We start from the raw sequence: 12,662 nt of genomic DNA, 5'->3' as shown, positions 1-12,662 counted from the left end.
GGGGCCACCTCGATGATTCCCGGGCGGCGGGATTTTGACCCCGGTCGCCCGGTACGGCCCGGGTGCCCGTTCAGCCGCCGGAGAGGACCCTGACCAGGTCTTCTGCGGTGCGGCAGCGGTCCAGGAGCTCCTTGACGTGATTTCGCGTTCCGCGTAGCGGTTCCAGGGTTGGGACGCGCTGGAGGCTGTCCCGGCCGGGGAGGTCGAAGATGACCGAGTCCCAGCTGGCGGCGGCTACGTCGTCGGCGTACTGCTCGAGGCAGCGGCCGCGGAAGTAGGCGCGGGTGTCCTCCGGCGGGCTCGTGCGGGCCTTGTCGACGTCGGCCTCGGCCAGCAGCCGCTTGATGCGTCCGCGGGCCGCGAGGCGGTTGTAGAGGCCCTTCTCGGCCCGTACGTCGGCGTACTGGAGGTCGAGGAGGTGGAGCTTGGCGGCGTCCCAGTCGAGGTCGTCGCGGCGCCGGTAGCCCTCCATGAGTTCCTTCTTGGCCACCCAGTCGAGTTCGCCGGAGAGACTCATGGGGTCGTTCTCCAGGCGGTTGAGGGTGTCCTCCCAGCGCTGCAGCACGTCCCTGGTCTGTTCGTCGGCGTCGGCGCCGTAGCGCTCCTCGACGTATTTGCGGGAGAGCTCGTAGTACTCCATCTGAAGCTGGACGGCGGTGAGTGTGCGGCCGCTGCGGAGCGTGACGAGGCGCTTGAGGCTGGGGTCGTGGGAGACCTGGTGGAGCGTCCGTACGGGCTGGTCGACGGCGAGGTCGACCGCGATGAAGCCGTCCTCGATCATCGAGAGGACCAGGGCCGTGGTCCCGAGCTTGAGGTAGGTCGAGATCTCCGAGAGGTTCGCGTCGCCGATGATCACGTGCAGCCGGCGGTACTTCTCGGCGTCCGCGTGCGGCTCGTCGCGGGTGTTGATGATGGGGCGCTTGAGGGTCGTCTCCAGGCCGACCTCGACCTCGAAGTAGTCGGCACGCTGACTGAGCTGGAAGCCGTGTTCGTGGCCGTCCTGGCCGATGCCGACGCGGCCGGCGCCGGTGACGACCTGGCGGGAGACGAAGAAGGGGGTGAGGTGGCGCACGATGTCCGAGAAGGGGGTTTCCCGCTTCATCAGGTAGTTCTCGTGCGTGCCGTAGGAGGCGCCCTTGTTGTCGGTGTTGTTCTTGTAGAGGTGGATGGGCTGGGCGCCGGGGAGCTGGGCGGCTCGTTCGGCGGCCTCGGCCATGATGCGTTCGCCGGCCTTGTCCCAGAGGACGGCGTCGCGGGGGTTGGTGACCTCGGGGGCGCTGTACTCGGGGTGGGCGTGGTCCACGTAGAGGCGGGCGCCGTTGGTGAGGATGACGTTTGCGAGGCCGATGTCCTCGTCGGTGAGCTGGCTGGCGTCGGCGGCCTCGCGGGCGAGGTCGAATCCCCGGGCGTCCCGCAGCGGGTTCTCCTCCTCGAAGTCCCAGCGGGCGCGGCGGGCCCGGTGCATCGCCGCCGCGTAGGCGTTGACGATCTGGGATGAGGTGAGCATGGCATTGGCATTGGGGTGGCCGGGGACGGAGATGCCGTACTCCGTCTCGATGCCCATTACTCGCCGTACGGTCATGCGGCCCTCCTTGCCCGGCGGAGCCCTCGGTCGTGGGCTCCGCTCGCGTACCGCTGGTGCTCCGGTGCGTGTGCGGTGCCCGTCCCCGCACTGCGCGACTCGGCGGTAGGAACGAGCCTAGAACGCCTCTGCGCTGGTGGGGAGATCATTTGCGTCATTGCCTTGCTCGCCTCGGTTCCGGTTTTGGCCGGAAAAACAGTCGGCTGCGGGTACCCGGTGGGGGCACCCGCAGCCGCCCTGTGTTTTACAGGTACTGCCCGGTGTTCGCCACCGTGTCGATGGAGCGCCCGGTGTCGGCGCCCTGCTTTCCGGTGATGAGGGTACGGATGTAGACGATCCGTTCGCCCTTCTTTCCGGAGATTCGGGCCCAGTCGTCGGGGTTGGTGGTGTTGGGCAGGTCCTCGTTCTCCTTGAACTCGTCCACGCAGGCCTGGAGGAGGTGGGAGACGCGGAGACCCTTCTGCTTGTGCTCGAGGAAGTCCTTGATCGCCATCTTCTTGGCTCGTCCGACGATGTTTTCGATCATCGCGCCGGAGTTGAAGTCCTTGAAGTAGAGGACTTCCTTGTCGCCGTTGGCGTAGGTGACTTCCAGGAAGCGGTTTTCCTCGGATTCGGCGTACATGTGTTCCACTGCCGTCTGGATCATGCTGGCGACGGTGGTGGCCTTGCTGCCGGCGTGCTCGCCGACGTCGTCGGAGTGCAGCGGGAGGCGCTCGGTGAGGTACTTGCCGAAGATGTCCTTGGCCGCCTCTGCGTCCGGACGCTCGATCTTGATCTTCACATCGAGGCGGCCGGGGCGAAGGATGGCGGGGTCGATCATGTCCTCGCGGTTGGAGGCGCCGATGACGACCACGTTCTGCAGGCCTTCGACACCGTCGATCTCGGCGAGCAGCTGGGGGACGATGGTGTTCTCCACGTCCGAGCTGACACCGGAGCCGCGGGTGCGGAAGAGGGATTCCATCTCGTCGAAGAAGACGATGACGGGGGTGCCCTCGCTGGCCTTCTCCCGTGCACGCTGGAAGACGAGACGGATCTGCCGCTCGGTCTCGCCGACGTACTTGTTCAGGAGTTCGGGGCCCTTGATGTTGAGGAAGAAGCTCTTGCCGGCGGCCTGGCCGGTGACCTCGGCGACCTTCTTGGCCAGCGAGTTGGCGACGGCCTTGGCGATGAGCGTCTTGCCGCATCCGGGGGGCCCGTAGAGCAGGACGCCCTTGGGCGGACGCAGTTCGTGCTCCTTGAACAGGTCCGGGTAGAGGTAGGGGAGCTCGACGGCGTCGCGGATGGCCTCGATCTGGCCGCCGAGACCACCGATCTGCTCGTAGCCGATGTCGGGGACCTCTTCGAGGACGAGTTCCTCGACCTCGCTCTTGGGAACGATCTCGTAGACGTAGCCGGAGCGGGGTTCGAGCAGCAGGGCGTCGCCGGGCCGGATGTTCACGTCCAGCAGCGGCTCGGCGAGCCGCACCACCCGCTCCTCGTCGGTGTGCCCCAGTACCAGGGCGCGTTCGCCGTCCTCGAGGATCTCCTTGAGGGTGACGATGTCGCCGACGCGCTCGTACTTCATGGCCTCGACCACGTTGAGCGCTTCGTTGAGCATGACTTCCTGGCCGCGCCTGAGGTCGTCCAGGTCAACGCTTGGACTGACGTTCACCCGCAGTTTGCGACCGCCGGTGAAGATGTCCGCGGTGCCGTCCTCGTTGGCTTGCAGGAAGACACCGAAGCCGGCCGGCGGCTGTGCGAGTCGGTCGACTTCCTCCTTGAGGGCCACGATCTGGTCGCGGGCCTCGCGGAGTGTGTTCGCGAGTCGTTCGTTCTGGGCGGACACGCCGGCCAGGTTCGTCTGCAGCTCGACGATCCGCTCTTCGAGAATCCTCGTGTGTCGCGGAGAGTCGGCGAGCTTGCGTCGCAGGACGGCGATCTCCTGCTCAAGGTAGGCAATCTGCCCGGCGGGGTCGTCGGACCCTCGTCCCGGGCGGATGCCGCGGTTCATGTCGTCGTCGTGGGCTGCCACGGTCCTCACCTCCTCCAAGGGGAGCTGGACGCTTCCAGACCCTACCTGGGTGGGTGTCGATTGAAACCCCTAGATCACAAAGACTGTCAAGGTGTGTCGTCGGTCACCCATCGCTTCTCCCCCGTGCCCGGTGGATACCCACTCAACGCGATTTAGAAGCTGCGTGTTCCGGGCCGGGAACGGTCAAAACCCTTCGTGACTGACCGGAGTTGTCCGCTCCGATGCCGGTTCAGGGGTTGTGCCCCGGTGAGGGCCTCCTTACACAGAGCAACCGGCCGGGTGGCACGGGTGATCGCGGACGCCTGCCAGGGGTTGGCTCAAGTCGATCGATCCGGTGGCCGAGCGCCGTCCTCCGCGCGGCCCGGTGCGCCGTGTGCGCGGCCGGAGGGGGCGCCGGGGGGCGGGTGGGTGCGCGGGCGGCGGCCACGGCCGGGGGCGGTTCGGGCGGGGGTAGGGTCAAGGGAGTCCAACACCCGCCGGGGCGGGACCGGGTGACCGCCGGGTCCGGCTGCCGGCGCTTTCGACGGCAGGAGAGATGACCGTGCAGCAGGAGGCCCTGGCCGGCGCGGAGGCGCTTGAGGTCTGGATCGACCAGGATCTTTGTACGGGTGACGGGATCTGTGCCCAGTACGCCCCGGAGGTGTTCGAGCTGGACATCGACGGCCTGGCCTACGTGAGGGGCGTGGGCGACGAGCTGCTGCAGACGAAGGGGGCGACGGCGCCGGTGCCGTTGCCGCTGCTGACGGACGTGGTGGATTCGGCGCGGGAATGTCCGGGCGAGTGCATTCATGTGCGCCGGGTCACGGACCGGGTCGAGGTGTACGGGCCGGACGCGGAGTGACTTTCCGGCCACCCCGCGTGGCCCCTGGGTCGTGCGGGTGCGGCGGTCAGACGCTGTGGGTGGCCGCGGGGGTGGAGCGGACGAACGTGTGGCCGTTCCACTGCCAGGTGGCGGCGGTCTTCACGTCCGGGCAGCAACTGGGCACATTGTCCGAGGAATAGCCGAGCAGGGTCGCGGTGACCGTTTTGGCGGCCAGGGTGAAGTCGGTGACCGTGAGCCGGTCCTTGGGGTCGACGAGCGTGGCCACGACACGGGGCCGGGTGGCGTCGGCGGCCTGGGTGAGGACGTAGACGCCGTCGGGCGGGGTGCCCATGGCCGAGTCGCAGTGGACCACCGCCACGGTTTCCGGTCTGCCGTCGCCGTCAAGGTCGCCGGTGGCCTTCTTGACGACCGCCTCCTTCACGGGACCGCAGTCGAGGGGGAAGTCCACGCCGGTGGTGCTGGGCGGCGCGGTGGCCGCGGGGGTGGGCTTCGGCTCGGTGCCGGCCGTCGGCTGGGCGGCTTTGGCCGCGCCCGGCTGGAAGAGGGATGACAGCGCGATGACACCGGTCAGGGCCGTGGCCGTGGCCAGCCAGTGCATGGGGCGGGTGTCGGTGTGGGCGAGCTCCGGGACCACGGATTGCTGCACTAGGAGTGTCTCCTGCGAGGCCTGTGCTGGTGGGGATGGCCTGCATAGTGCCACACGTCACAGCGGGTGGGGAACGGCGGGGTGGCCTTCCGGCACCGGGCGGCTGACGCCGCCGAGGAGCCTTCCCTGGCGCCGGAACCACGCCACCGACGGTCGGCTTCCGCCCCGGACGCGCGGCCTCCCTGACGGCGCGAAGCCACCCCGACGGCGGGGGTGGGCTTCCTCCGTGACGGCGGGAAGCCTCCGCGGTGGCGAGAGGGGCTTTCATGGTGGCGCAGCCGGCTTCCGGGCCGGCAGGGCTGGTGTCCACGGGCGAGGGACTCCGTGGTCCTGCGCCGCGTGGAAGCCAGGTCGACGTCCTGCCGTGTCAACGCGTGAGCGTCGCTGCCGAGTTCCGGTGGGGTCGGGGGAACTCGGCAGCGACGCTCGTACGTTGACGCGGCGAGGAGATGACGGGACGGCTCAGCGGCCGGCGCCGCCGTCGGCGTTGGGACCCTCGTAGTCCTCGCCGTAGGCGCCCTTGGCGGGGCGGCGGCGGCGCATGGGCGGCTCGACGCCGTCGGCGAGGCGGCGCGCGGTCAGCAGGAAGCCGGTGTGGCCGATCATCCGGTGGTCGGGGCGGACGGCGAGGCCTTCCACGTGCCAGTTGCGGATCATCGTCTCCCAGGAGGTCGGCTCGTTGAAGCAGCCGATCTCGCGGATGGACTCCACGGTCCGCGCGAGCTGGGTGGTGGTGGCGACGTAGCAGCAGAGGATGCCGCCGGGCACGAGCGCCTTGGAGACGGCCTCCAGGCACTCCCAGGGGGCGAGCATGTCGAGGATGACGCGGTCGACGTCGGTGTCCGACAGGTTGTCCTGGAGATCGCCGACGGTGAGCTGCCAGGCGGGGTGCGGGCCGCCGAAGTAGCGCTCCACGTTCTGCTGGGCGATCTCGGCGAAGTCCTCGCGGCGCTCGTAGCTGTGCAGCATGCCCTGGTCGCCGATGGCGCGCAGCAGGAAGCTGCTGAGCGAGCCGGAGCCGACGCCGGCTTCGACGACGCGTGCGCCGGGGAAGATGTCGGCGAAGGAGAGGATCTGCCCCGCGTCCTTGGGGTAGACGACGGCTGCCCCGCGGGGCATGGACAGGACGTAGTCGGGGAGCAGGGGGCGCAGCGCGAGGTAGGCCACGTTGCCGGTGGTGCGGACAACGCTGCCCTCGGGAGCACCGATCAGTTCGTCGTGCGGGAAGGAGCCCTTGTGGGTGTGGAAGTTCTTCCCTGCTTCGAGCGTGAACGTGTAGTGGCGGCCCTTGGGGTCGGTCAGCTGTACCTGGTCCCCGACCTTGAAGGGCCCGCGCCTGCGGGCGGCACCGGTCGGTTCGGACATGTGAACAGCCTACCGGGGTTTGTGGAGGGGTCCGACCACGAGGGCCTGTCCTAGGCCGGCCGCGCCATGGCCCTGACGAAGGCCCGTTCCACGTCCGCTGCCGAGAGGACGCCGTAGATCTCGCCGGTCTCCTCGACCACCAGGTATTCGGTGGCGGGGGTGGCGCGCAGCACGTCGAGGAGTTCCTCGCCCGCCAGTTCCGCGGAGACGCGCATGCCGTCGGTGAGGTCCTGGGCGAGGCCGCTGACGGCCACCCAGGGGCGGCGGTGCTCGGGTACGCCGACGATGGCGGCCTCGCGGACCAGGGAGAGCGGGGTGCCGTCGGCGTCCACGACGACCAGGGCGCGGGCCCCGGCGGCGTTGGCGCGGCGCAGGGCCTCGGAGAGGGGGGTCTCGGTCTCGACGGGGACGGCACGGCGGGTGAGGGTGCGGGCGCGCAGCTCCGGGAGGTGCTCGCGCAGCCGTGCCATGCGCAGGCTGTTGCCGGCGCCGGTCCAGATGATCGCGGCGAGGACGGCGGCGAGCAGGCCGTCGGTGAGGGCGTCCATGCCGTTGGCGTCCTCGGTGCCGCCGCCGAAGGCGCCCGAGTAGTTGAGCAGCGGGAGGCCGATCAGGACGGAGACGGCGAGGGCGCGGCCGACCCAGGCGGCGGCGATGGTGCCGCTCATGGGTCTGCCGGTGATCTTCCAGACGACCGCGCGGAGCATCCGGCCGCCGTCGAGGGGCAGGCCGGGCAGCAGGTTGAAGATGGCCACGATGAGGTTGGAGACCATCAGCCCGGCGAGCAGGACGCCGGGGACCGTGCCGGGCTCGACGGGCTGCATGGCGAGGTAGAAGAGGCCGGAGAGGACGAGGGAGAGCAGTGGGCCGACGAAGGCCAGCACGAACTCCCGTCCGGGGGTCTCGGCTTCCTTCTCGATCTCGGAGACACCGCCGAAGAACTGCAGCTGGATGCGGCGGACCGGGAGTTTGAAGCGGATCGCGGCGACCGTGTGGGCGAGTTCGTGGACCAGGACGGAGGCGTAGAAGGCGATGGCGAAGAAGAGGGAGACGAGGTAGCGGGCGGCGCCGAGTTCGGGCAGCACACGGTCGAGCTGGCCGCCGAAGACCCAGGTGATCAGTGCGGCGACGACGAACCAGCTGGGGGCGACGTAGACGGGGACGCCGAAGGGCCGCCCCATGAGCAGGCCGCCGCCGGGTTCCTTGGGCCGCTGCGGCGGCCGCCCCTTGGCCATGCCGGAGTGCGCGTGGCCGCGCCCGCCCGTCTCGTGGGGGCCGCCGTCGCCGGTGCGGTCGGGACCGCCGACGCCGGGGTGGTCGGGACCGCCGACGCCGGGATGGTCGGGGCCGGGAGCGCCGGGCGTGCCGGTCCCGTCAGGGCTGGAGGCCGGTGGACCGGGAGGTGTCTTGGCGTTCTCGTTCTCCGGCGTGGGCGGTTCCGCGGACGGCTCCGGCTCCGGTTTCCCGGTGTCGGCGGGTGTCCCGGCCTGTGGGGGATCCGTCGGGGCGTCGGTGGGGTCCGGGCCTCCGTCGTTGGTCGGGGCCGTAGGACCTGCGGGCTGCTCGGTCGGTTCGGCGTCGTCCGACCGGGGCTGCCCGCTCCCGCCGCTCACGTCCACGGTGTCCCCTCGTTAGAAACGTCGTCTCCGGTCGATGGTATGCGGCCGTCGTGACGCGTTTCGCCCCGGCACCCCTTGTGTTGGCCGGGGCGTCGCGCGGGTTGGGTGACTGTCAGTGGCGGGCCGTATGGTCTGTGGTCATGGAGAGCAGCATGGAGGACGCTTCGCGGGCTCAGGGCGCGGCCGTCACGCAGGGGGAAGAACCGGTCACGGCGGTGCGGGCGGCGCCGGCCGGTCCGCCGGCGTCGCTGTCGCCGTCGCGGGCCAGTGACTTCATGCAGTGTCCGTTGCTGTACCGGTTCCGGGTGATCGACCGGCTGCCGGAGAAGCCGAGCGAGGCGGCGACCCGGGGGACGCTGGTGCACGCGGTGCTGGAGCGGCTCTTCGACGCGCCCGCCGCGGAGCGGACGGCGCCGCGGGCCAGGTCGCTGGTTCCGGGGCAGTGGGACCGGCTGCGGGAGAGCAGGCCGGAGGTCGGTGAGCTGTTCGCGGACGATCCCGAGGGCGAGCGGCTGGCCCGCTGGCTGGGCGAGGCGGAGCAGCTCGTCGAGCGCTGGTTCACGCTGGAGGATCCGGCGCGGCTGGAGCCGGTGGAGCGGGAGCTGTTCGTCGAGACCGAGCTGGAGTCCGGCCTGCGGCTGCGCGGGATCATCGACCGGGTCGATGTGGCGCCGACGGGCGAGGTGCGGATCGTCGACTACAAGACCGGCAAGGCGCCGAGACCCGAGTACGCCGAGGGCGCGCTGTTCCAGATGAAGTTCTACGCCCTGGTGGTGTGGCGGCTGAAGAACGTGGTGCCCCGGCGGCTGCAGCTGGTCTATCTCGGCAGCGGGGACGTGCTGACGTACGACCCGGTGCTCGCCGATCTGGAGCGGGTGGAGCGCAAGCTGCTCGCACTGTGGGAGGCGATCCGGCAGGCGACGGAGTCCGGGGACTGGCGGCCGCGTCCGACGAAGCTGTGCGGCTGGTGCGACCATCAGGCGCACTGCCCGGAGTTCGGCGGTACTCCCCCGCCGTACCCGCTGCCGGTGAGGTCGGCCGAGTCCGGGGACGCCCCGCAGGGCAGAATGGGCGCGGACTAGCTAAGGAGACTCACTGTGGCCATCCGCGTCCTACTGGTCGACGACCAGCCGCTGCTGCGAACCGGGTTCCGGATGATCCTGGAGGCCGAGCAGGACATCGCGGTCGTGGGCGAGGCCGGAGACGGCCTGCAGGCTCTCGACCAGGTGCGCGCCCTCCAGCCGGATGTGGTGCTGATGGACATCCGGATGCCGCGGATGGACGGCGTGGAGGCGACCCGGCAGATCACCGGGCCCGGCCGGGACGGCCCGGCGAAGGTGCTGGTGCTGACCACGTTCGATCTGGACGAGTACGTGGTGGAGGCGCTGCGTGCGGGAGCCAGCGGCTTCCTGCTGAAGGACGCGCCGGCCAATGAGCTGGTGCAGGCGATCCGGGTGGTGGCGGGTGGCGAGGCGATGCTGGCGCCGAGCATCACGCGCCGGCTGCTGGACAAGTACGCCACGCATCTGCCGTCCGGTGAGGAGCCGGTGCCGGACACCCTGCACACCCTCACGGACCGTGAGGTGGAGGTGCTGAAGCTGGTCGCGCGGGGACTGTCGAACGCGGAGATCGCCGCCGACCTGTTCGTCAGCGAGACCACCGTGAAGACGCATGTGGGGCATGTGCTGACCAAGCTGGGGCTGCGGGACCGGGTGCAGGCGGCGGTGTACGCGTACGAGAGCGGCCTGGTGCGTCCGGGCGCCCAGTAGGACGCGCCACGCGAAGCCCGGCAGGACGCGCTACGACGGGAAGGGCGCCCCACTCGATGGAGTGGGGCGCCCTTCCCGTCGTATGAACGGCGTGTGACCGGTCGTCAGCTGCTGGAGCCGCGGCCGAGCTCCCACAGCTGCAGGCTGGAGGAGGAGTTGAGGGCGTAGGCGACGCCCGTGATGTCGTCGCGGGCGGCGACGTACTGCTTGCCCTGCCACAGCGGCAGCACCGGGACCTCGTCGGCGACGATGTCCTGGATCTCGGTGAGGCTGCTGGAGGCGCTGGCCCGGTCGGCCTCGAGGCGGGAGTCGGGGATCAGCGTGTTGATGATCTTGTTGTTGGTGTACGGCGAGGCAAGGAAGTTGTCCTTGTCGAGGAACGGCGCCAGGAAGTTGTCGGCGTCCGGGAAGTCGGGGAACCAGCCCATGCCGTAGACGTCGTACGCCTGCTTGCGCTCGGCGGTCTGGTACGTCGACCAGGGGGTGCCCTTGATGTCGACGTCGAACAGGCCACTGTTGTTGAGCTGCTTCTGCAGGACCTCGAACTCCTCCTTGGTGGCGGAGCCGTAGTGGTCGGTCGTGTAGTGCAGCGTCAGCTTCACCGGCGTGGTGATGTTCGCGGCGGCCAGCAGGTTCTTGGCCTTGGAGACGTTGGGGTCGCCGTACTTGTTGAAGAACGAGTTGGAGTGGCCGGTCACGGAGGCCGGGACCAGCGAGTACAGCGGCTCGGCCTGGGAGCCGTACACCTTGGCGACGAGTGCGGCGCGGTCGATGATCTGGGCCATCGCCTGGCGGACGGCCTTGCTCTTGACCGTGGGCGCGTCGGTGTCGAAGCCGAGGTAGCGGATCTCCAGGCCGGACATCTCGACGAGGTCGACGTTGGAGTCGTCGCCGGCGTCGAGCTTGTCGATCTGGGACGGCGACATGGTGCGGGTCATCACGTCGATGTCGCCCTTGTCGATCGCCTCGCCCATGGCGTCGGCGTCCTTGAACGAGCGTATGACGACCTGCTCGTTGTTCACCGTCACGCTGCCCTTGTAGTTCGGGTTCTTGGTGAAGGTGGCGGAGACGATCTCGTTGTTCTGGACGTCGGCCTTGAAGGTGTACGGGCCGGAGCCGTCGACGTCGAAGCCGTCGCGGAGCTTGTCCTTCGCGTAGTCCTTCGGGTTCAGGATGCCGGCGACCGGGGTGGACAGCTTGTACGGGAAGGTGGCGTCGGCCGACTTGAGGTGGAAGATGACCTCTCGGTCGCCCTGGGTCTCGATGGTGTCGATGTTCGAGAGCAGGGCGAAGACACCGGTGCTGGACTTGATGCGCAGGGCGCGCTCCATGGACCACTTGACGTCCGCGGCGGTGACGGCGTTGCCGTCGGAGAACTTCAGGCCCTCGCGCAGCTTGCAGGCGTAGCGCTCGCTGCCACTGTCGGTGAAGGAGCAGCTCTCGGCGGCGTCGGGAACCGGCTGGCCGTCGCCCTTGGGCTGGGACATCAGGGTCTGCACCGTCTGGCGCAGGATGTTCCAGCCGCCGACGTCATAGGAGTAGGCGGGGTCGATCGGCGCCGGGGCGTCCTTCGTGGCGGTGAACCGGTCGGTGGTGCCGACGACGATCGCGCCGTCACTGTTGCTCCCACTGTCGGATCCACCGCACGCGGCGAGAACCGGAGTGAGCAGACCGATGACGGCCGGCAGCACCAAAGTCTTGCGGTTCATGCTCGAAGTTCTCCAGAGCTGTTCGAGTCCGTGTATCCGGCATGCAGGGGTGTCGAAGCGGATCACGGGGGTAGCGGCGATGTTCTCGCGATGAGATTAGTCCGCACCCGCAGGAGGGCTCACAGGGCCCTGAGTTGAGGTCCCATCACGCAGCGGAACCGGCTGCGGACAGACCGAAAGCCCGACGGCGGCAGGATTAGTGCAGCCTCTCCCCAATCGGGACACAAGGGCGCCTGAATTCCCCCCGATCAGGGGGGAAGCGGCACACCCGGGCAACGTTGTCGACCCCCGTGCGCGTGGGGAACGTCACACGCACAATGACCGGGAGCGGCAACGGAATTCAGCCGGTTGAACACTTGCGAATTCCGTTGAATGAGCTCCGCCGGGATTTCACCCAATGCCCTTTGCACGCTGGGTGAACGGCTAGCGCATTTCTGTCATCAACCCGCGCAGAAAGGTCAGGTCGACCTCTTCCAGGGAGCTGACCACGGTGCGCCGCTCGGCCGGGGCGATGGGCGCGACGGACGGTACGGCGACCACCTGGCAGCCGGCCGCCTCGGCGGCGGCGACACCCGTCGCGGTGTCCTCGACCACCGCGCACCTGGCCGGATCCGCGCCGAGTCCCGCGGCGGCGAGCAGATACGGGTCCGGATAGGGCTTGGTGCGGGAGACCTCGTCGCCGGCGACGGAGAGGGTGAAGTGGTGGGGGCCCAGTGAGGTCAGGACGCGGTCGATGATGCGGCGGTGCGAGGCGGAGACCAGGGCGGTGGGGATCTGCTGTTCGTGGAGTTCGGCGAGCAGCCGCTTGGCGCCCGGCATCAGCGGCAGGGCGGTGCCGATGCGCTGTTCGAAGCCGTCGTTGAGGAGCACGCTGAGTTCGGCGAGCGTGATGGCCGCGCCGGTGGCCTCGATGAGGAACCCGGCGCTGCGGGTCATGGGGCCGCCGACCACCACATGGCGCCAGGACTCGTCGAGGGCGTGGCCGAGGCGGGCGAAGACCTCGACCTCGACGTCCCACCAGAAGCCCTCGGTGTCCACCAGGGTGCCGTCCATGTCCAGGAGCACCGCCTGAAGCGCCGAGCCTTCCGCCGTACGGGTTCCGAGCGCGGGGACCGTACTGGTCATCCGGGCGCACCTC

10 protein-coding genes are annotated in these 12,662 nt (G+C 69.4%); 3 read left to right on the top strand and 7 right to left on the bottom strand.

The window, feature by feature from the left end:
• Nucleotides 1-70: 70 nt before the first annotated feature.
• Both dop and arc read right to left on the bottom strand, forming a co-directional pair.
• Nucleotides 71-1,582: a depupylase/deamidase Dop gene (gene dop, locus ACZ4N4_RS32445; RefSeq protein ID WP_450758797.1), complete on the bottom strand. Its 1,512-nt coding sequence runs from the start codon at nt 1,580-1,582 to the stop codon at nt 71-73.
• A gap of 244 nt (nt 1,583-1,826) precedes the next feature.
• Nucleotides 1,827-3,593 (bottom strand): proteasome ATPase, encoded by a 1,767-nt coding sequence (gene arc, locus ACZ4N4_RS32440; RefSeq protein ID WP_453575351.1) that lies wholly within the window; start codon nt 3,591-3,593, stop codon nt 1,827-1,829.
• A gap of 535 nt (nt 3,594-4,128) precedes the next feature.
• On the opposite strand from arc, the gene ACZ4N4_RS32435 reads away from it, so the two are divergent.
• Nucleotides 4,129-4,434 (top strand): ferredoxin, encoded by a 306-nt coding sequence (locus tag ACZ4N4_RS32435; protein WP_467595488.1) that lies wholly within the window; start codon nt 4,129-4,131, stop codon nt 4,432-4,434.
• A 46-nt stretch (nt 4,435-4,480) separates the two neighbouring features.
• On the opposite strand, the gene ACZ4N4_RS32430 is transcribed toward ACZ4N4_RS32435, so the two are convergent.
• The 3 genes from ACZ4N4_RS32430 to ACZ4N4_RS32420 all read right to left on the bottom strand — a co-directional run bounded on the left by ACZ4N4_RS32430 (nt 4,481) and on the right by ACZ4N4_RS32420 (nt 8,046).
• Nucleotides 4,481-5,062, bottom strand: coding sequence for a hypothetical protein (locus ACZ4N4_RS32430; RefSeq protein WP_453575347.1), 582 nt, complete (start codon nt 5,060-5,062; stop codon nt 4,481-4,483).
• 462 nt (nt 5,063-5,524) lie between these two features.
• Nucleotides 5,525-6,427 (bottom strand): tRNA (adenine-N1)-methyltransferase, encoded by a 903-nt coding sequence (locus ACZ4N4_RS32425; protein WP_360489583.1) that lies wholly within the window; start codon nt 6,425-6,427, stop codon nt 5,525-5,527.
• 50 nt (nt 6,428-6,477) lie between these two features.
• Nucleotides 6,478-8,046: a site-2 protease family protein gene (locus ACZ4N4_RS32420; RefSeq protein ID WP_467595485.1), complete on the bottom strand. Its 1,569-nt coding sequence runs from the start codon at nt 8,044-8,046 to the stop codon at nt 6,478-6,480.
• Nucleotides 8,047-8,186: 140 nt separating this feature from the next.
• On the opposite strand from ACZ4N4_RS32420, the gene ACZ4N4_RS32415 reads away from it, so the two are divergent.
• Entirely contained in the window at nt 8,187-9,128 is a 942-nt protein-coding gene (locus tag ACZ4N4_RS32415; protein ID WP_467595482.1) for a RecB family exonuclease, read from the top strand.
• A gap of 15 nt (nt 9,129-9,143) precedes the next feature.
• A complete protein-coding gene (locus ACZ4N4_RS32410; protein WP_020939010.1) occupies nt 9,144-9,815 on the top strand; it encodes a response regulator in 672 nt (223 codons plus the stop codon).
• A gap of 104 nt (nt 9,816-9,919) precedes the next feature.
• Here the strand turns inward: ACZ4N4_RS32410 and ACZ4N4_RS32405 are convergent, their stop codons facing one another.
• Together ACZ4N4_RS32405 and ACZ4N4_RS32400 are read right to left on the bottom strand one after the other, a co-directional pair.
• The gene (locus tag ACZ4N4_RS32405; protein WP_467595480.1) at nt 9,920-11,524 is read right to left on the bottom strand and encodes an ABC transporter substrate-binding protein; all 1,605 of its coding nucleotides are present in this window, start codon (nt 11,522-11,524) and stop codon (nt 9,920-9,922) included.
• Between the two features lie 423 nt (nt 11,525-11,947).
• The gene (locus ACZ4N4_RS32400; protein ID WP_453575339.1) at nt 11,948-12,649 is read right to left on the bottom strand and encodes an HAD family hydrolase; all 702 of its coding nucleotides are present in this window, start codon (nt 12,647-12,649) and stop codon (nt 11,948-11,950) included.
• Between the last annotated feature and the right edge of the window lie 13 nt (nt 12,650-12,662).

The sequence above is a fragment of the Streptomyces sp. NPDC026538 genome, assembly GCF_055567535.1.
The sequence above is the reverse complement of the archived record's forward strand: the minus strand, read 5'-3'. Positions and strand labels throughout refer to the sequence as shown.